The following is a 19468-nucleotide window of genomic DNA, read 5'->3' on the forward strand; positions in this document are numbered from 1 at the left end:
CCAGTCTCAGTGTTCGGTGGCGGCGAGCAACGCGCTCTGGCGTCGGTGAAACCACCGCTCAAGCGCCAAGTATATGACCGGTGTGGTGAACAGCGTCAGCGCCTGGCTCACCAGCAAACCACCCACCACGGCAATACCCAGCGGCTGGCGCAATTCGGCGCCGGTGCCAAACCCGAGCATCAGCGGCAGGGCGCCGAGCAAGGCGGCGAGGGTGGTCATGATGATCGGCCGGAACCGCGTGATACACGCCTGATAGATTGCCTCCTCGGGCGACAGCCCCCGTTCGCGCTGAGCCTCCAGGGCGAAGTCGATCATCAGAATGCCGTTCTTCTTGACGATACCAATCAGCAGCACCAGGCCGATCAAGGCCATGATCGAAAAGTCCTGGCCGCACAGCCACAGCATGATCAGCGCGCCAAGGCCGGCCGAGGGCAGGGTGGAGATGATGGTCAGCGGGTGCACAAAGCTTTCATAGAGCACGCCGAGAATGATGTACACCGCCACCAGCGCCGCCAGAATCAGCCACGGCTGGCTGGCCAGCGAACTCTGGAACGCCTGCGCCGCGCCCTGGAAGTTGCCGGTAATTTCCGCCGGCATGCCGATATCTACCTTCGCCTGGCTCAGCTCGCGCACGGCGTCGCCCAGCGCCACGCCGGGCGCCAGGTTGAACGACAGGTTGGCGGCCGGGAACATCCCGTCGTGGGCGATGGACAGCGGCCCGCTGGTGGGCGCGTCCACTTTGGCCAGCGCCGACAGCGGCACCATTTCCTGGGTGAGCGGCGAGCGCAGGTAGAAGTAATTCAGGCTCTCGGCCTTGCCGCGCTGCTGCTCGTTCAGTTCGAGAATCACCTTGTACTGGTTGGTCTCGGTCTGGAATTCGCTGATCTGTCGTTGGCCGAAGGCGTCGTACAGGGCCTGGTCGACATCAGCGGTGGTCAGGCCAAAGCGGGCGGCGGCGCTGCGGTCGATGCTGATATGGGTGATGCTGCCGCCCAATTGCAGGTCGTTGGAAAGGTCGCGGAATATCGGGTTGCTGCGCAGCTGTTCCGTCAGGCGCTGGGTCCACAGGTTCAGACTCGGCCCGTCGTTGCTTTTCAGCGTGTACTGGTACTGGCTGCGGCTGGGGCCGGCGCTGAGGTTGATGTCTTGCCCGGCGCGCAGGTACAGCACGATGCCCGGCACGGTCATCAGTTTCGGGCGAATGCGGTCGATAAATTCGCTGGCCGATACATCCCGTTCGCCGCGCGGCTTGAGGGTGATCCAGAAGCGGCCGTTGGCGATGGTCTGGTTGTTGCCGCTCACCCCGATCGAGTGCGAAAACACCGCAACGGCCGGGTCGGCGGCGACGATCTTGGCCAGTTCCTTGTGCTTGGCCAGCATGTCGGGGAACGAGATATCCGCCGCCGCTTCCGTGGTGCCTTGCACGAAGCCGGTGTCTTGTATCGGGAAGAAACCCTTGGGAATAAACACGTAGCCGATGATGGCCAGCACCAGGGTAACGCTGAACAAACCGAGCATCAGCCGCTGGTGATTCAGGGCGCGGCGCAGGCCGTGGTCGTAACGGCTGAGCAGCCAGTCGCCAAAGCCCTTGCGCGGCTCGCCGTCATGGTTCGGCACCTTCATGAACAAGGCGGCCAGGGTGGGTGCCAGGGTCAGCGACACCACTACGGAAATCAGAATGGTCGAGGTGGCCGTCAGGGCGAATTCCTTGAACAGCCGGCCCACCACACCGCCCATAAACAGCAGCGGAATAAACGCGGCCACCAGCGAGAAGCTGATGGACACCACGGTAAAACCAATCTCGCCAGCGCCCTTGATGGCCGCCTCGCGCATGCCGTCGCCAGCCTCCAGATGGCGGTGAATGTTTTCCACCACCACGATGGCGTCGTCCACCACAAAACCCACCGCGACCACGATGGCCACCAGCGTCAGGTTATTGAGGCTAAAACCCATCACATACATCAGCGCAAAGCTGGCAATCAGCGACACGCCGAGCACGCTGGTCACGATCAAGGTCGCCGACCATTGCCGCAGAAACAGCGCCATCACGGCCACCACCAGAATCACGGCGATCAGCAGGGTGATTTCCACCTCATGCAAGGAGGCGCGAATGGTTTGCGTGCGGTCGTTCAGCACCGTCACATCCACCGAGGCCGAAAGCATCGCTTGCAGGCGCGGCAGCTCGCTTTGAATGCGGTCCACGGTTTCCACGATATTGGCGCCGGGCTGGCGGAAGATCACCAGATTGAGCCCCGGCCGTTCGTTGGAAAACGCCTGCACATAGGCGTTCTCCGAGCCATTGATAACCCGCGCCACGTCGTGCAGGTGCACCGGCGCGCCGTCTTTGTAAGAGACGATCAGTTGGCCGTATTCCTCGGGTTGAAACAGTTGGTCGTTGGTCGACAGGGTGGAAATGCTCGAATCGCCGTACAGCGCGCCCTTGGCCAGGTTCAGGCTGGTTTGCTGCAGGGCGAGGCGGATGTCGGCCAGGGTAAGGCCCAGCGCCGCCAGTTTGTCTGGCGAGGCCTGCACGCGAATGGCCGGGCGTTGCTGGCCGGAGATATTGATCAGGCCCACGCCATCAATCTGGCTGAGCTGGCGGGCCAGGATGGTTTCGGCCTGGTCGCTGAGTTCGGTGCCGGGCATTTGGTCCGAGCTGACGGTGAGGATCAACACCGGGCTGTCGGCCGGGTTTACCTTGCGCCAGGTGGGCAGGCTGGGCATGTCTTGCGGCAGCTTGCCGGCGGCGGTGTTGATGGCCGCCTGCACTTCTTGCGCGGCGGTGTCGATGCTCTTGTCGAGGGTGAATTGCAGAATCAGGTTGGTCGAACCTAGGGCGCTGGTGGACGTCATCTGGGTCATGCCGGGAATGGCGCTGAACTGCACCTCCAGCGGCGTGGCCACCGACGAGGCCATGGTGTCGGGGCTGGCGCCGGGCAGCAGGGCGTTTACCTGAATGGTCGGAAACTCAGCTTCAGGCAACGGCGCCAACGGCAGCCGGGGGAAGGCGATGGCGCCGAGCAGCACCAGGGCGAAGGTCAGCAGCAGGGTGGCGACGGGGTGGTCGACGCACCAGGCCGATACCGAGCCACGACCCTTCATGGCTGCACCTGAACGGTGGTCACCGGGGCCGGGTCATCGCTCAACACTTCAATTTTTGCGCCGGGTTTCAAGCGCGATTGGCCGTCACGAATCAGCACGGTGCCGGCTTGAATATCGGCCGGCTGTACGCCCTGGATAATATTCAGCTCGCTGTCCTGGTACAGCACTTTCACCGGCACGCTCTCCACCGCATCGCCGTTCACCCGGTACACGAAATACTGCTCCAACCCGCGCTGCACCACCTGCGGCGGCACCACCAGCGCGTCTTTATCGACGGTGGTTTGCACCTTCACCGTTACCAACTGGCCCGGCCACAAGGTTTGCCCGGCATTGGCGAATTCGGCCTTGGCCCGCAGGGTGCCGGTGGTGGCGCTTACCTGGTTGTCGATCAGACGCAATTGACCCTGAGCGAGCAAGGTGCCGGTTTGTTCGTGGTCGCTGAGGTAGGCGTTCACGAGCGCCGGGGAGGGTGCATTGAGCAGTTGCTGCAAGGTGGGCAACAGGTTTTGCGGCAGCGAGAATTCCACGGCAATGGGGTCGATCTGGGTGACGCTGAACAGGCCCTGGGCATCGCTAACGCGCAGAAAGTTGCCGGCGTCCACGGTGCGAATACCCACGCGGCCAGACACCGGCGAGCGAATCTGCGTATAGGAAAGCTGCACCTGCGCCGCAGCAATCGAGGCCTGATTGCCTTGCACGGTGGCTTTGAGCTGATCAGTCAGCGCTTGCTGCTGGTCGAGGGTTTGTTTGGACACACCGTCATCGACACTGAGCACCTTGTAGCGCTTGAGGTCCACCTCGGCGACATGCAACTGCGCCTGCGCCTGGCCTAGTTGTGCCTTGGCCTGATCAAGGCTGGCGCGAATGGCGCGGTCATCGATCTGCGCCATCAGGTCGCCGGCTTTTACCCATTGGCCTTCTTTCACCAGCAACTGCGTCAGCACGCCATCGATCTGGGTACGCACCACCACACTGTGCAGCGACAGCACCGTGCCGATGCCGCTGATATAGCGCGGCACGTCCTGTTGTTGTACGGCCACCACATGCACAGGAATACCGACCGGAGCCGGTTTGCCAGAGGCTGCTTTAGGCAAAACGCTTTTGACCGCGACGGCGAGAATCACCAGGGCGAGAACAGAAACCACAACTTTGCTGCGAGTGCGCATGCCGACGACGCCAGACCAGGGAAATAGGGAAAAGGTAGCCTGACCTTATAACCGAACAAGCCGGTCGTGAGCGTGACGGCTAAATGACCGGAATGTCAGTTTGGGGATGTAGGGAGAATATCGCTGGACGCGATATCCGCCGATACGCCGATAGTGGGGCGCGAAACGGCGGATATCCGCTGTGCGGATATTCGCCGTACAACGGGCTCAATGCCCGGTCAATTCACTCAACAACTCATCCTTCAACCGCTTCAACACCGGCGAAGCGCGGTCGCGCGGGTGGGGCAGGTCTACGCGGATTTCATGCTTGATCCGCCCTGGGTATGAGTCGAGCACAATCACCCGGTCGCCAAGGTACAGTGCCTCTTCCACATCGTGGGTCACCATGATCATGGTGCTTTGCTGCTGCACCCAGATGCGTTGCAACTCGCCTTGCAGGTGCACTCGGGTCAGGGCATCGAGGGCGCCCAGGGGTTCGTCCAGCAGCAGCACCTTGGGTTTGGTGATCAGCGCGCGGGCAATCGCCGCGCGTTGAGCCATGCCGCCCGACAGCTGATGGGGGTAGGCCTGCTCGAAACCCGTCAGGCCCACCAGGGCAATGTGCTCGGCCACCAGGCGCTGTTTTTCCGCTTTGGCCAGCGGCTGGTTTTTCAGCGCCAGGGTGATGTTCTTTTCCACGGTCATCCACGGAAACAGGCGGTGGTCCTGAAACACGATGCCGCGCTCAAGGCTGGTGTCGGTGATGCGTTGGCCGTCGAGCAGAATGTCGCCGTTGTAGTCGTTATCCAGGCCGACGATCAGGCGCAGCAAGGTGGATTTACCGCAGCCGCTGGCGCCGATGATGCTCACGAATTCGCCAGGGTTCACGTTCAGGTTGATGTTCTGCAGCACCTGCAGCGGTTGCCCTTCGATGCGGTATTGCTTACTCAGGCCCTGGATCTGCAAGGCGCCCGGCAAGGTCACGGCGTTGGCCACGGGGGCTTCTTTGAGTTGTGCGTTCACGGGTATCACCTATCCACGAATAGAGCGCCAGCGCAGCACATAGCGGCTCAGGCGGGAAAACAGCAGGTTCATCAGGTAGCCACTGAGGCCAATGCACAGCACGCAGACCACAATGATCTCCATGCGCGCGCCGGCCTCGGCGTTCATCATCAGGTTGCCCAGGCCAGCGCCCGAGGACAGAAACAACTCACTGCCCACCGCCGTTACCCAGGCAAAGGCCAGCGCATGCAAAACGCCATTGGCCATGCTCGGTACGGCGGCCGGCAGCAGCACATGCACAAACTGCTGCACGCGGCTGAGTTCCAGCACGCGGCCCACTTCGCGGTAGCGTTTGTCCACGCCGGTAAAGCCTTCGTAGGTGTTGAGCACCATGGGGTAGAAGGCGGCGAGGGTGACGATCAGCACCTTGGACACCTCGCCGTTGCCGAACCACATGGCAATCAGCGGAATCCAGCCGAGCATCGGCACCTGGCGAATCGAATGAAACAGCGGGCCCACCAGGCGATCAGCGACGGTGGACAGCGCCATCAGCACGCCCACCGTTACGCCGAACACAATGCCCAAGGCCAGGCCGCTGCTGGTGCGGGCCAGACTGGCCAGCAGGTTGGTGAGCAGTTCGCCGTTGCCGAGCAATTCGACAAAGGCCGCGGCGATGGTGTGCACCGGCACCACGGCATAGGCCCAGGTGGCCCCCTGGCGCGACACGGCATCCCACAGCAGAACCAACAACACCGGCAGTACCAGACCGCGCAGCGGTTTTAAACGAGAGAGAAATTTCATCGCCAGCTCCTAACGCGCTTGCCAGCGGAACAGACGGCGTTCCAGCAGACGAAAGCCAAAATCCAGACCAAAGCCGATCACCCCGGTCACCACCACGCCCACCATCACGATATCGATGCGCAGCATCTGCCGGCCCATTTCAATCATCTGCCCCAGACCGCTGTCGGCAGCCAGCAGTTCGGCGGCCACCAGCACCACCCAGGCGCGGGTCAGGCTGATGCGCAGGCCGGTGATAATCGGCGGCGCAGCAGCGGGGAAGCAGATGTCCTTGACCAGCGTCGGCCACGGCAGGCGGTACACGTTGGCCACTTCAAAGTAACTGCGTGGAATGGCCTTCACGCCTTCGCTGGCGGCCAGGGCCACTGGGAAGAACGCGGCCTTGGCGACGATCACGATCTTGAAGGTTTCTTCGATGCCGAAGAACAGCACGAACATTGGAATCAACGCGATGCTGGGGATTTGCCGAATGGCGTGAAACAACGGCCCGCAATACACCTGCACGGTTTTAGACAGGGCCATCAACACGCCAAAAGCCAGGCCCGCCAATGAACCGATTACAAAGCCAAACCCCAGGCGACTGAGGCTGTTGCTCAGGTGCTCCTGCAGCTCGCCACTGGCCAGCAATTCCTTGAAGGCTTCCAGCACATACAGCGAGGGAATCAATAGGGTTTTCGGGAACAGACCGGCGCTGGTCACTGCGCTCCATACCGCCAACAAGGCCAGTGGCGAAATCAGCCAGGTGAGCTTGCCGGCATAGCGTTTCAACTCAAGGGCCATCTCACACCTCACTCAACAACGCAGGCTGGGCTTGGCGGCGCACCGCGCGTACGCGGCACACCAAGGCCATCACCAGCACCACAGGAATCCAGCACAGAAACAGGTTGGCCAGGCCGACGTAATGGCTCAGCACGCCGCCCAGAATGGCGCCGCTGAAACCACCGACCATGCTGGCCAGGTTGAACAGCCCGGAGATCTTGCTTTTGTCCATGGCGTGTTCGCTCATCTGGGTCATGTTCACCAGATGAATCAGCGCCGTGCCGGTACTCAGCAGCACGCCGCCCAGGGCCAGCAGCCAGTAATTGGTGGCCACGCCCACCAGCACCAACGCCGCCAGTGCGGCAGTCAGGCTGATGCCGTAGGCCGCCGGCCGGCCAATGCGTTGCAGCACATAGCCGAGGCTGAACAGCGCCACCACCGAGGCCAGGCCTTGCACCATCACCAAGCTCACCGCCTGGGTCTGGGTGAGCTTGGCAACGTCCATGGCCAGCAGAATGATAAAGGTGCCAAACAGCGAGCCCGTGGCGCTGCCCACCAGTTCGATCAGGCAACTGGCGGCAATTTCCACATTGGCCACCATGGCCTTGATGTCGCCGAGCATGCCCAGCGCCGGGCCCTGGGTCAGTTCGGCCTCAGGGGCGTCGCTCCAGAACCCCAGGCTGTAGCCGGCCATGGCGCCAAACGCCAGGCCGATCACCACAAAGCCCAAGGTGAAACTGGTGCTGGAGCTCAGCCAGTTGCCCAGCAGCGGGCCGATCAAGCCCATGCCCACCGTCAGCGCGCCGCGGTACCAGCCGGCCTTGCTGCTGCCGATATGGCGCAACTGTTGGAGAAAGGCGCTGTTCATCGACACGATGCGAAACGGAATGCACAGGCCGATCAGCAAGCGCGCCACCGCCAGCCACAACCAATGGCCGAACAGCGGAATAGCCAGGTTGAGCAACATCGGCCCAACGCTCGCGAGGAAATACACCCGGCGCGCGCCGTAACGGGCGATGACAAAGCCGGCCGGCAGGGTGAGAAAGATCATGCCCAGCGATTCCATCGCCGAAATGATGCCGACCTGCATGGAGTTGGCGCCCAGGTGCAATGCGTAGAGCGTGGTGACGATCTTGGCCATGCCGATGGTGGCGCCACTGAAGGCGGCCAGCAGCATGAAATTGAGCAGAAAGGTGGTGCGTGGGTTGTTCACGAATCAGGCCGTCTTCAACAAGGCAGACGGTCGCGCTGCAAACAGGGGAACGGCGCGCTCGGCGGCCAGTTGAATGCGCGCGTGGAGCAACTCGCTGGTGATCTGGTAGTTAGTGAAGTCGGACTCGCTGGCATACACGCCAATCGGCAACGTCAGGGCCTGGAAGAACGAAAACAGCGGGCGCAGCTGGTGGTCGATGACCAGTGCATGGCGTTCGCTGCCACCAGTGGCGGCGAGCAGCACCGGGGTGTCGATCAGCGCGTTCATGTCGATCAGGTCGAACAGGTGCTTGAACTGGCCCGGGTAGGTGCCGCGGTATACCGGCGTGGCGACTACCAGCAGGTCGGCGGTTTCGATTCGGCGCAGTTGTTGTTCAACATCGGCACTCAACTCGCTGCGCGACAGCGCGCCACCGACTTCGCGGGCAATGCTGCCGAACTCGATGATATGGCTGCTGATCGGCAGCTGATTTTCCAGCTCGGCCACGATGGCCTGGGTGAGCACCAGGGTGCGTGACGGCAAGTAGGCGCCAGCCGAAACGGCGACCACATTAAGGGGCTTGGACATACGAATTCCTTGGGCTTTTTTCACGGTATGCGAAGGGCAGAGCAAGAGCTGTACCAATGGCTGCAGGCCAGTGTTTACGGGGCTTGGCTGAGCGGGTGCTTGAGGGGGAGCAGAGGGGTTGCTGGTGGGGTGTTGCTGGAGCAGCAGTCGTTTGGCTGGAGAGCTATCGAGGCTAAAGCCTCTCCCACAAAGGGAATGCGGTCCTTGTGGGAGAGTCGATGCGCTTGAGCTTAGAAGTCGTAACTCACGCTGGTGTAATAAAACGCGCCCTGTGCGCCTTCAGGCGACGTGGTGCTGTATTTGTTTACGCCGTACAAAATGCCGCTCTCGATTTCGTCGGGGTGGCTGTCGAACAGGTTGATGGCGCCCACCGACACCTTGAGGCCTTGCTGGAATTTGTACGACAGGTCCAAGTCGGTCACCCATTGCGCGCTGAAGGTCTGATCCAGTGCCGGGTTGGTGGCGTTCAACGCCTTCCATTCACCGTAGCGGCGCTCAGCCAGGCTCACGCCCCAGCCGCCGTACTGCCAGTTGGCGCCCAGGGTCAGCTTGGTTTCCGGGGTGCCATCTTCGATCAGGCCCTGGGTGACGCGGCCGACAATCTGGTCGCCGCGGATTTTGCCGACGTCGCGCAGCTCGGTGATGTCGGTGTGGTTTTTACTGAAGCCCAGGCTCAGGTCGAGCTTGCCCAACTGCTGCAAGTCCCAACGGTAGTTGCCGGTCAGCTCCACGCCACGGGTGCGGGTGTCGGCGACGTTGGTGAAGAACGCGGCGCTCTGGATATTGGCGTAGGGCGTGCCGGCAAAGATCGGCCCCACCACGGCGGCCGGCAACTGGTCCGACAAGGTGATGCGGTTTTCGATGTCGATTCGGTAGGCATCGATGGTGACCGAAGCATTTGGCAAGGGGCGCCACACCAGGCCCAGCGAGTAGTTGGTCGACTCTTCCGGCTTTAGCGACTTGCCACCCAGCGCGGCCGCTTCCGGGCTGTCGGCGCGCAGGGTGCGCTGCTGCACTTCCACCCAGTTGCCGCTGCCGCTGGGTTGCTCGACCACTTGCACGCTGAACGAGGAATAGCCGTTCTGCACCAACGACGGCGCCCGGTAACCGGTGCTGGCGGTGGCCCGTGCAGCCAGTTCGGGGGTGAAGTCATAGCGCAATGACAGCTTGCCGTTGGTGGTGTCGCCAAAGTCGTCGTAATGCTCGCTGCGCGCGGCCAGGCCGGCCTGGAATTGCTCGGTGATCTGCGCTTCGGCGTCGATGTATGCACCCAGCACGCGGCGGTCGATGGAGGTCGCATCCACCTGGGTGATGCCCGAGTAATAACCCGGCAAGCGCCGCCCGGTGATGGGGTCGATGGTGTTCAGCAGCTGCCCGGTGCGCCAGCCGGCGGCGTCGCCCTCGCTGAGTTCATACCCTTCCTTGCGCCAGGCCAGGCCGGCCGACAACGTCAGCGGTTTGAACAGCAAGTCGGTGGGGAAGTCGCGTACCCAATCCAGGGTCAGGTTGCTCTGGTCGGCCTCGCGCGAACCGGTGTAAATCTTGCTCGGGCTGGCCAAACCCCAGCTCGGGTTGATGGCGTTGCGGTCGGTGGAGTCCACGGTGTTATTGCCGTAGTTGGCGGCCAGGTCGAACTTGCCCAACTGCTCGTTTCATAGCGCAGCCCGCCGGTAACGGCGTAGTCCTCCAGCGTGTAACGGGTGATGGGCACACGGCCGGTGGGGTAGCGCTGGGCGGCCACGCTGCCGTAGTTGCTGTACAGCACGCTTTGCGGGTCGAAGAAGTTTTCGGCATCGGTGTTCTTGTGCGAGTAGGTGGCAAAGCCGTAGGCCGTCAGCCCCTCGCCAACGCCAATTTCGCTATTGAGCAGAAAGTTGTAGTTGTCGGAAATATTGCCCGAGCCCCAGCGCCAGGTGCGGTGGGAGTCGTTCTGCTCGCGCGGCGTGTTGACGCTCGGCGAGCTGGTGTAGAACTTGCGGTTATCCGGGTTGGTGTCGCTGGCCGGGTCCTGGCTGCCGGCATCGAAGCTGGCGGTGACGAAGCCATCATTGGGCAACGCAAAGCCTTTTCAGCCGCTGAGCTTGCGCTGAATGCCGTCGCCTTTGTCGTAGCCACCAAACCGGTAGCCGGCGCTGCCGCCGTCGTCTTTCTCCTTGAGCACGATATTGATCACCCCGGCGATGGCGTCCGAGCCGTACTGCGCGGCGGCGCCGTCACGCAGAATCTCCACCCGTTGGATGGCGCTCAGGGGAATCAGGCTGAGGTCCACACCCGCAGTGCCGCGGCCATTCACCAGGCCCTGGCGGGTAAGGTTGGCGCTGTTGTGCCGGCGCTTGCCGTTGACCAATACCAGCACCTGGTCCGAGGCCAGCCCGCGCAGCGATGCGCCTTGTGCGATAGAGCCCGCAAACGCGCCCTGGGGCGACTGCGGGAAGCTGAACGACGGCGACAACGCGGTGAGTGCGCCGGACAAATCCTGGGCGCCGGTTTCCAGCAGTTTTTCGCCGCTGATGACATCGACCGGCGCGGCACTTTGCAAGGCTGTCACATCGCTGCGGCGGGTGCCGACCACGACGACGGAGTCGAGCTGCGGTTCGCTATCGGCGCTGGTTTTTTGCGTGGCAGCCACGGTGGGCAAGGTGGTGCTGGAGAGGGCCACGGCGACGGCCGCGGAAAGCAGATTGAAACGAAACATCCTGGTTATCCCTATGAGAAAAACGTGGTTGGCAGACGCTCATGGGTTGTCCCTTTTCTTGTGCGTGTAACGGGGTAGAGCAATGGCTGTGCCAGGAATTAAGTGAACTAAAAACAATAGGTTGCGTGTGTTTTCTGCGGGGCTGCTGGATGGCGATCAGTGAGTGTTGGCAGGGCAGCAGGGGATACGCAGATTGCTGATGGCCGAAGCTCAGCGTTCGTCTTGAAACTCTGGATCCCAGCCTGCGCTGGGATGACGGTGGCAGCAGGTATTACTCCGTCATCCCAGCGAAGGCTGGGATCCAGAGTCTGTCAGGAAACACTGTTCGCCCTGGCGACCACCAACCCAACCAAAAAAAAAACGGAGCGAGTTCTCGCTCCGTTTTTTGTGTTGCCGGCGGCTATCAGAACCGGCTGGTTACGCTCACCCCAACGGTGCGCGGGTCGCCGTAGGTGATCACGTATTGGCCGGCACTGCCGTTAGGTCGGCCGTGTACCTGGTAGCGGCGGTCGGTCAGGTTGTTGACGAAGCCGGTGACGCTCAGTTTGTCGTCGTGGTTGGACCAGGTCAGACGCGCGTTGGCCAAGGTGTAGTGCGGTTGGCTAAGGGTTTTGTCGACGCTGGTTTCACGTGTGGCAACGAAGTATTCCTTGCCGCGGTAGCTGGCATCGGCGCCCGCCACCAGTTTGCCGGCACCGCCCAATGGGAAGGTGTAGTCGGCGCCCAGCGACACCACTTGTCTGGCGAGTCGCCGCTGTCGTCCTTGAAGTCGGTGTATTCGGTGTTCAGGTGCGACAGGGCGGCGCGCAGGTGCAGGTAGTCGGTCGCTTGCGCTTCCACTTCCAGCTCGGCGCCCCACACTTTGCCCGCTACATCGTTGGTCAGCACGCTGGTCAGAATGCCGTTGTCGACGTGCAGCACGTTGGTTTGGATGTTGCTGTAGTCGTAGTAGAAGGTGGTGAAGTTGGCGGTCAGGCGGCGGTTGAACCACTCCGACTTCAGGCCCAGTTCGTAAGCATCGAGCTCTTCCGGGTCTACCGTGGTAAAGCCGTTCAAGCCGGCGGTGAGGCCGGTGTTGTAGCCCCCGGAACGGAAGCCGTGGGCGTAGCGGAAGTAGGTGCGCAGGTTGTCGCTGATGCGGTATTCCGGCGTTACGTCGTACGTCCAGGCGTTCCAGGTTTTGTCTTCCTGCACGTTGCCGTTGTTAACCGCACCCGCCACCGGAATCAGCGCGCCACCGACGCGGCGCAGTTGCACCAGGTCGAGGTCGATGTCTTTCTCTTCAGTCGTCCAGCGCAAGCCGCCGGTGACGGTGAAGTCTTCGGTGAAGTCGTAGGTCACGTTGCCGAACAGCGCGAAGCTGTCGGTTTTGTGGGTGTAATCGAGGTCGCGGTACACCGTGCCGCCCTGGTTGCTGCCGCCGTTGGCGGTGAGCCCTGGCAATACGGTGCGTACGGCGGAGCTGTCGAGGGTTTCGTGGAACAGGTGAGTGCCCAGCAGCCAGCGCAGGGTTTCCTGCTGCGGCGAGGCCAGACGGAATTCCTGGCTGTATTGGGTGTATTTGTTATCGGTGTCGGTGCGCCCGTTAACCTCGTACGGGTTGTAGTCGGCATCCACCAGCGACTGGTTGCGCAGGTAGTCGTAGGCGCTGATCGAGGTCAGGGTGTAATCGCCGAGGTGGTAGTTCAGGGTCAGCGACGTACCGTTGTGATCGAGCTTATAGTCTTCGTTGACGTTCAGTTCGATCTTGCGTCCGTCCGGGCGCTGGTACAGCCCGTTGTAGTACTTGCCAACCGGCAACGAGCCACTGCTGCCATCGCCCTTGAATTCACGGCCATGGATTTTCCACAGCGCTTCCAGGTCATCGTTCACCTGGGCAAGAAATTGCACGCGCACGGCTTTCTTGTTGACGTCGCCGTAGCTCTGGTTGGCGGTTTCATTGCGGGTGAAACCGTCGCGTTCTTCCGAGTAAATCGCGACCCGACCGGCAAGTTTGTCCGGCACCAAGGTGCCGCCAATGGCGCCGTTGACGATGCGTTCACTCTTGGTACCAAAACCGATGGTGCCGTAGCCATCGGGCTCGTTCTCGAAGGTTGGTTTTTTCGAGATCACGTTCACCGCACCGGCAGTGGTGTTTTTGCCATACAGCGTGCCCTGTGGGCCGCGCAGAATTTCGATTCGCTCCAGGTCGAACAGCGGACCTCCGCCGCCGATCGGCGAGTTCTGGTACACGTCATCGGTGTACACGCCAACCGGGTAAACGGTGGAGGCACCGGTGTCGCCGGTACCCAGGCCGCGGATATACCAACGCGGACGGCCATCGCCATCCGGGTTTTTCGCCGCGGCGTTGGGTACGAAGGTGGTGATGTCGCCCATGGCGCGCACGCCATCCTGGGTAATGCTGGCACCGCTTACGGCGGATACCGCCACCGGCGCTTCCTGCAAGGTTTCTACTTTATGCAGGGCGGTTACGGTGACCGTTTTCAGGGTCGGTTCGGTTTTGCTCTCGGTGCTGGCGGCGCTGTCGGCAGCCGGTTGTTCAGCAGCCAGCAACTGGCTGCTGGCACTGCCCAGCACGACGGCCAGCCAGATACCTTTGGTAATGGGGTTGATCTTCAGCATGTTCCCTCCCGGTCAACATTAAATAAACGCAGTACTCGGCGAATAAGATTTCGCTCTTGAGTGGTGGTGTTTAATTGCATTGCTGACAGGGAGATAGCAGGGACTGTGCCAATACCTTTTAGCGAATTTACGGGTTTTGTCTTAAATCACTAACCTGCTGTTATTAAACGGTTTATTTGTTTGGTTTTTTGATCTTTACAATAAAAAAAGCAACCGCCACGCAGCCAATCAAGTTCTCGACGAGAAAGTGAAAGAGTGCCTGGCGGTTGCCTGTAAGCCTTGCAGCAAATATTGCTGCAAGGGTGCTTCTGGAGAAGCAATAAAACACCTGTGCTGCTACAGCAGCAGCCGATCAGATAGCGCGGCGGGAGGTGGCGCCGATGACATGTTCAAGCACGCGTGTATCGATCCAGTCGCGTACATCGAAGCGACGCGGAATAAAGTCCCAGCGGTGCAGGAAATCGGTGAAATCCTGCAGGCAGTGAATCGAACGCTCATCGAAATTGGTACGCAGGCGCCGGTGCGCATCTTCGCCGTAAGCGGCTGCTACCCAGTACTCGCTGGTGTTCAGTTCGCGGGCAAGAAAACGCCGGGTTTCATCCGGGTTGGCCCAGGCCCATTGCTCGGTACGCAGCACCGTGTCGACGATGCGCACCGACGCATCGAAGTGCTGCTCCAGCAGATTGATATCCACGGTCAGGGTGCGCGGTGTGCCGTTGTTGGCGCGAATCAGCGGGTCGGGGTGCGAGCCGGTGTCTACCACCACCCGCAGGCCGAACTCGTTGGCCAACTGAATGGCGTGCGCACCTTTAAGAAAGATGGCGTCGATATCGCCGCGCAGCAGGCCGATCAACTCGTTGTTGCGCCGCGCGTGGTGACCGTTGTTGAGCGACACCTCCGAGCCATACATATGGTGTTTTTGTTCGTCGCTGTAGGTGCCGCCGTAGGGGTAGTCCACCAGCTCGACGTCTTTGACTTCCAGACCTTCGAGCTTCAGCGCGTTTTCCAGCCCACGCAGGGCTTGGGCGCGGGTGAAGTCGATTTGCACGTTGGCCCATTTGGGTAGGCCGAACCGGCGGTTTTTCAGGTCGCGAATGCTGCGCACCGCGCTGTCTTCGGTGGTCAGAATCAGCTGTACTTCATCGCTCCACGACAGCCCCAACACGCGGGTTTCAACCCCGGTGGAGTAGGCCCAGATGGCGGGAATATTGCCGCCGTGGCGCACCGAGTTCTGCAAGTGATGGTCGTAGTGCGCTTCGCGTACCACGCGCTCGCTGGATTCGCGCAGTGACTGGATATTGGTGCCGAACGGGCGGAAGGCTTCTGCCAGCCGCCCCGATTGCGCGGCGATGCCGAGCCCGGTGGGCACGGGGCTGTGGGTGTACCAGAGAGTGTCGAGTGTGCTCATAAGATGTCCAGTTGAGCCCGGCCGTTCAGCCTGCCAGCGCCGTGTTGGCGCTGCGCAGGGTTTCCAGCGGTCGGGTATCGATCCAGTCGCGTACATCGAACGGCTGGGCAATAAACTGCCAGCGGTGCAAAAACGCAGTGAAGTCTTGCAGGGCGCTGATGGCGCTTTCGTCGAGGGCGGTTTTCAGCCGATGGTGCGCGTCTTCGCCATAAGCCACACGCACCCAGTACTCGCTGCTATTGGTTTCGCGGGCCAGGTAGCGGCGGGTGTCGTCCGGGTGTTGCCAGGCCCAGTGCTCGGCGCGCAACACGGCATCGAGAATGCCCACGGCTACGTCCGGGTGCTGGTCCAGCAGGTGTTGGTCCACGCTCAGGGTGCGTGGGGTGCCGTTGTTGGAGCGGATCAAAGGCTCGGGGTGTGAGCCGGTGTCGATCACGGTGTACAGGTTGAGGTCGTGGGCCAGTTGAGCGGCGCTGGCCTTTGAGAAAAATCGCGTCCACTTCGCCACGCAGCAGGCCAAGCAATTCGGCATTGCGCCCGTCGGCGCGGTGGCGGGTGGAGGTGCCGGAGAACGGCGTGCCGGCCACGTCTTCCACGCGCTGATCGCTGAAGGTGCCGCCGTAGCGGTAATCCACCAACTGCACGTCACGCACTTCCAGGCCTTCCAGCTCAGGGCGTTTCCAGGCCGCGCAGGGCCTGGGCACGGGTGAAAGTCGATTTGCGCGCTGGCCCAATCCGGCAGGCCGAAGGTGCGGCCTTTGAGGTCTTTGACGGTTTTGATGCCGCTGTCCGGACGGGTCAGAATCACTGCACTTCATCGGCCCACGACAACCCGATTACGCGGGTTTGCCGGCCTTGGGCGCGGGCCCAGATGGCGGGGATATTGCCGCCATGGCGCACGGAGTTCTGCAGGGTATGGTCGAAGTGCGACTCGCGCACGGCCTGGCTGTCGGACTCGCGCATCGATTGCACGCGGGTGCCGAGGCGCTCAGGGTTTCGTCCAGCCAGCCTTTTTGTACGGCAATGCCCAGGCCCGTGGGCACGGGACAACGGGTTGTACCAGAGGGTGTCGAGGGGTTGGCTCATGGGAGGCTCCTTGGCATCCGGAATCAGGCGCGAGCCTTGAGTGGGTCATCGCTGCTGGCCGTCGCAGCCGGGCGCTGATGCACCAGTGGCAACACTTCCTGGCCAATGCGCAGGGCTTCTTCGAGGTGCGGGTTACCGGCCAGGATGAAGGTCGAGAAGCCCGCGTCGCGATACTCCACCAGGCGCTCAGCAATGTTCTCGTGGCTGCCCACCAGGCCTACGGTTGGCCCCGGCTTGGCCTTGGCAAAACCGGCCCACAGGTTAGGGCCCAGAATCAGGTCTTCGAAGCGGTCGACGTTCTGGTGATAGGCCGTCTGACGCGCCGCGCCCACCGAGTCGGAGCCGCTGGTGAAGTTCTTCACCAGGGCGCTGCTTTTGCTCGCCAGGCGGTCGTACTGGGCCTTGAGGTCACGCCAAGCGGCTTCTTCGGTTTTCGCGGGCAAACAGATCCACGCGCAGGCCAAAGCGCACGGTGCGCCTTGCTTGTCAGCCAGTTCACGCACGCGCTCGATATGCGGTTTGAGTTTGTCTACCGGCTCGGCCCAGTTGAGGTACACGTCGGCGTGCTTGGCGGCCACATCCAGCGCGGCATCGGAGAAGCCGGAGAAGTACACACCTGGCTTGCGTTCGTTATGCAGGCCCGGCGGCAGCGAGCCGTTGTCGAGTTTGTAGATATCACCGTCGTAGGAGAATTTTTCGTTCTCCCACAGGCCCTGAATGATGTCGAGGAACTCGCCGGTGCGCTTGTAGCGCAGGTCGTGTTCGAGGTAGTCGCCATTGGCGCGCTGACTGGCCGGGTTGCCGCCGGTGATGATGTTCCAGTCCAGGCGGCCACGGCTGAGGTTCTGCAGAATGGCGGCTTGCTGGGCGGCGTAGGCGGGCAGGGTCCAGGTGGCCTGGAAGGCGATCAGAAATTTGATGCGCCGGGTTTCGCGGGCCAGCGCGGCGGCCACAATCCATGGCTCCGGGCCGGTGGGCAGCAGTGCGCCTTCAAAACCGGCCAGCTCGGCGGCTTTGGCCACCTGGGCGATGTAATCGATATAGGTGAAATCGTCCGGCTCGCCATTGGGCAAACGGCCCGGTGCGATATGGCCGGGACGGTGGCTATGGGCGCCGCGGTTGTGGTTGTCGGTGCTTAGCTGCGGGCCGTCGGTGCCCAGTGGCAAACGCCAGAAGAATTCAGTGCTCATTGCTGCTCCTAGGTGGCTGTCTCCCCCGTGACGAGGGTCGGGGAAGCCGTTGCAGCTGGATTGCAACGCCCATGCCACGCGCGCAAAACCGGCTGCATGCCACGTGGCTTGGGGCTTTGCACAGTAGGGATGGGCGGTAGTGGAGGGTGACTGCTGCTCCCGCAGCACCTCGCCAGCAGTTTCATGCTTGGCAGGCAACAGATGCGCTCTTGAACGTCGCGAGAATTGACTGAAAAGCCCGTGGTTAGCGCGTGAAAGGGGCTGGCACAAGTTCTGCTCTGTGCCTGACATGGCCACTATTCCAGTGGCGCCACGCACAAGGACGCACCATGAGCCAGACCACCCTGAATGCCAGCCAGCTCGACTTCGTCGCCCAAGCCAAACGCGACTTCGCCAAAGCGTTTCGCGTGCTGCAAGAAACCCGCACCCTGACCGCCACCAACACCTTGCAGGCTTACCTGCGCCTGCCGGAAAACGACCTGGTTATTGCCTTGCGCGCCCCGAGCGCCTGGGCCGACGAGCCCAAGGTGGCGGTGTCGGTAGCCAGCTACGACGGTGTGGTTCATTACGACGACGCGCTGCCCGCTGGCGCGACCCTGGCCGACAGCAAGGAAGCCTTCAGCGGCAAACGCTATGGCCAAGTGCTGCGCGAGCGGCCGGAAGTAAACGTGGTGTCCCATGTGCACACCCCGTACCTCGGCGCATGGGCCGGCGCCCACCGCGTGCTGCCCCTGCGCTACGCTGCTTCGCAAAGGGTAACCCTGGCGCGCGAGTTGCCGCTGTACCTGGACCGCACACAGAATGAGGCCGACTTTATCGTCAAAACGCTTAACCGCGACGCGAATATTCCGGCGCTGCTGGAAGCCAACGGCGGGGCCACCTTCTGGGGTGAAATGAAATCTGCAGGTCGCCAAGCTGATTCTGCTGATCGAAGAGGGCGCCTACTTCCAGGCTCTGGCCGAGAACCTCGGCGGCTCTCAAGAGTTCGGCCCGGGCGTGCTGGAACAGCAATGGAAAATGACCGGGCTGTGGCCGCAGGGCAAAAAGCTGTTGGAGCAAGTGGCTTAACAGCTTCAACTTGTTATGCGTAGGTTGGGTTGAGCGCAGCGAAGCCCAACCTGAACCTGCACGCGGAGCCGTTCAGGCTCCCTGTTGGGCTTCGCCGATGGCTCAACAACCTACTTTCCCCCGTCATCTCACGCCATTTAACGAAACGGCCCCGGTAGAACCGTGGGTGACGTACAGCTTTCGCCCCTTCGATGTGTGCAGTGTGTATATCCAGGTTGCCCGCTCAAATAAAAGTGTGTACGGTACACACTTATGCGCACCTGGATGGAGGCAAGGATGCGCAGCCGCGAGGTCATAGAACTGATAACAGCCGATGGCTGGTACCTGATTGCAACGAAGGGCAGTCATCACCAGTTCAAACATCAGAGTAAGCCGGGGCGGGTAACGGTTCCCCATCCCAAGACAGTGATACCCATCGGTACGCTGCACAACATCTTCAAATCTGCCGGGCTGCGCTAAGGCGCATCCGCTTGATGGCTCTGTGATCGGTCAGCCGATCGAGGTGATCCACATGAAATTTCCAGTCGTACTGCACAAAGACGCTGATTCGGAATACGGGGTGTGCTTTCCCGATGTGCCTGGCTGCTTCTCCGCCGGTGCCACCGTTGGCCTCGCGCTGGAGAATGCCCAGGAAGCCCTGGCCCTGCATTTCGAGGGCCTGGTAGCCGATGGGGAGGCGCTTCCACAAGCCCGGGAAATCGACGTGCATGTCGAAAATCCTGACTACGCCGGCGGCGTATGGGCGGTGGTAGATTTTGATGTCACGCCCTACCTGGGAAAGTCGGTACGGTTTAACGCCACCCTGCCGGAAAA

At 61.7% G+C, this 19468-nt stretch carries 14 protein-coding genes and 2 pseudogenes; 3 read left to right on the plus strand and 13 right to left on the minus strand.

Going from position 1 to position 19468, the window contains the following annotated elements:
• Window positions 1-6: 6 nt before the first annotated feature.
• The 13 genes and pseudogenes from AC0V2S_RS25800 to AC0V2S_RS25860 form a co-directional block, all read right to left on the minus strand.
• The gene (locus AC0V2S_RS25800) at window positions 7-3102 is read right to left on the minus strand and encodes a multidrug efflux RND transporter permease subunit (protein WP_475512203.1); all 3096 of its coding nucleotides are present in this window, start codon (window positions 3100-3102) and stop codon (window positions 7-9) included.
• Entirely contained in the window at window positions 3099-4268 is a 1170-nt protein-coding gene (locus AC0V2S_RS25805; protein WP_475512204.1) for an efflux RND transporter periplasmic adaptor subunit, read from the minus strand. Before AC0V2S_RS25805 ends, AC0V2S_RS25800 begins: the two co-directional genes overlap by 4 nt.
• Before the next feature lie 207 nt (window positions 4269-4475).
• Window positions 4476-5270 (minus strand): ABC transporter ATP-binding protein, encoded by a 795-nt coding sequence (locus AC0V2S_RS25810; RefSeq protein ID WP_475512205.1) that lies wholly within the window; start codon window positions 5268-5270, stop codon window positions 4476-4478.
• Between the two features lie 9 nt (window positions 5271-5279).
• Window positions 5280-6050, minus strand: coding sequence for an ABC transporter permease (locus AC0V2S_RS25815; RefSeq protein ID WP_475512206.1), 771 nt, complete (start codon window positions 6048-6050; stop codon window positions 5280-5282).
• 9 nt (window positions 6051-6059) lie between these two features.
• Entirely contained in the window at window positions 6060-6827 is a 768-nt protein-coding gene (locus tag AC0V2S_RS25820; protein ID WP_475512207.1) for an ABC transporter permease, read from the minus strand.
• A 1-nt stretch (window position 6828) separates the two neighbouring features.
• Entirely contained in the window at window positions 6829-8019 is a 1191-nt protein-coding gene (locus AC0V2S_RS25825) for an MFS transporter (protein ID WP_475512208.1), read from the minus strand.
• 3 nt (window positions 8020-8022) lie between these two features.
• Window positions 8023-8586, minus strand: coding sequence for an FMN reductase (msuE, locus tag AC0V2S_RS25830; RefSeq protein WP_475512209.1), 564 nt, complete (start codon window positions 8584-8586; stop codon window positions 8023-8025).
• Between the two features lie 230 nt (window positions 8587-8816).
• Window positions 8817-11281, minus strand: a pseudogene (locus AC0V2S_RS25835) (TonB-dependent receptor plug domain-containing protein).
• Window positions 11282-11684: 403 nt separating this feature from the next.
• Window positions 11685-11867 (minus strand): hypothetical protein, encoded by a 183-nt coding sequence (locus AC0V2S_RS25840; protein WP_475512210.1) that lies wholly within the window; start codon window positions 11865-11867, stop codon window positions 11685-11687.
• A complete protein-coding gene (locus tag AC0V2S_RS25845) occupies window positions 11849-13903 on the minus strand; it encodes a TonB-dependent receptor (protein ID WP_475512211.1) in 2055 nt (684 codons plus the stop codon). The genes AC0V2S_RS25840 and AC0V2S_RS25845 overlap by 19 nt, the downstream gene beginning before the upstream one ends.
• A 352-nt stretch (window positions 13904-14255) precedes the next feature.
• A complete protein-coding gene (locus tag AC0V2S_RS25850; RefSeq protein WP_475512212.1) occupies window positions 14256-15311 on the minus strand; it encodes an ABC transporter substrate-binding protein in 1056 nt (351 codons plus the stop codon).
• A 25-nt stretch (window positions 15312-15336) separates the two neighbouring features.
• Window positions 15337-16397, minus strand: a pseudogene (locus AC0V2S_RS25855) (ABC transporter substrate-binding protein).
• A gap of 23 nt (window positions 16398-16420) precedes the next feature.
• The gene (locus tag AC0V2S_RS25860; RefSeq protein WP_475512213.1) at window positions 16421-17587 is read right to left on the minus strand and encodes an LLM class flavin-dependent oxidoreductase; all 1167 of its coding nucleotides are present in this window, start codon (window positions 17585-17587) and stop codon (window positions 16421-16423) included.
• A gap of 329 nt (window positions 17588-17916) precedes the next feature.
• Between AC0V2S_RS25860 and AC0V2S_RS25865 the strand changes: the two genes are divergently transcribed.
• The 3 genes from AC0V2S_RS25865 to AC0V2S_RS25875 all read left to right on the plus strand — a co-directional run.
• Complete coding sequence (locus tag AC0V2S_RS25865) at window positions 17917-18678, plus strand: class II aldolase/adducin family protein (RefSeq protein WP_475512214.1); 762 nt, start codon at window positions 17917-17919, stop codon at window positions 18676-18678.
• A 253-nt stretch (window positions 18679-18931) separates the two neighbouring features.
• On the plus strand, window positions 18932-19114 hold the full coding sequence (locus AC0V2S_RS25870) for a type II toxin-antitoxin system HicA family toxin (RefSeq protein ID WP_475512215.1): 183 nt from the start codon (window positions 18932-18934) through the stop codon (window positions 19112-19114).
• A gap of 52 nt (window positions 19115-19166) precedes the next feature.
• Window positions 19167-19468: type II toxin-antitoxin system HicB family antitoxin (locus tag AC0V2S_RS25875; RefSeq protein ID WP_475512216.1), on the plus strand; the 302-nt coding region annotated here is incomplete at its 3' end.

This window comes from Pseudomonas sp. CC11G, assembly GCF_056174845.1.

What these genes read in the sequence shown, in the direction of transcription:
- msuE (WP_475512209.1), bottom strand. Translation starts at nt 8,586, where the DNA reads ATGTCCAAGCCCCTTAATGTGGTCGCCGTTTCGGCTGGCGCCTACTTG.
- AC0V2S_RS25865 (WP_475512214.1), top strand. Translation starts at nt 17,917, where the DNA reads ATGAGCCAGACCACCCTGAATGCCAGCCAGCTCGACTTCGTCGCCCAA.
- AC0V2S_RS25815 (WP_475512206.1), bottom strand. Translation starts at nt 6,050, where the DNA reads ATGAAATTTCTCTCTCGTTTAAAACCGCTGCGCGGTCTGGTACTGCCG.
- AC0V2S_RS25800 (WP_475512203.1), bottom strand. Translation starts at nt 3,102, where the DNA reads ATGAAGGGTCGTGGCTCGGTATCGGCCTGGTGCGTCGACCACCCCGTC.
- AC0V2S_RS25820 (WP_475512207.1), bottom strand. Translation starts at nt 6,827, where the DNA reads ATGGCCCTTGAGTTGAAACGCTATGCCGGCAAGCTCACCTGGCTGATT.
- AC0V2S_RS25850 (WP_475512212.1), bottom strand. Translation starts at nt 15,311, where the DNA reads ATGAGCACACTCGACACTCTCTGGTACACCCACAGCCCCGTGCCCACC.
- AC0V2S_RS25805 (WP_475512204.1), bottom strand. Translation starts at nt 4,268, where the DNA reads ATGCGCACTCGCAGCAAAGTTGTGGTTTCTGTTCTCGCCCTGGTGATT.
- AC0V2S_RS25845 (WP_475512211.1), bottom strand. Translation starts at nt 13,903, where the DNA reads ATGCTGAAGATCAACCCCATTACCAAAGGTATCTGGCTGGCCGTCGTG.
- AC0V2S_RS25860 (WP_475512213.1), bottom strand. Translation starts at nt 17,587, where the DNA reads ATGAGCACTGAATTCTTCTGGCGTTTGCCACTGGGCACCGACGGCCCG.
- AC0V2S_RS25870 (WP_475512215.1), top strand. Translation starts at nt 18,932, where the DNA reads ATGCGCAGCCGCGAGGTCATAGAACTGATAACAGCCGATGGCTGGTAC.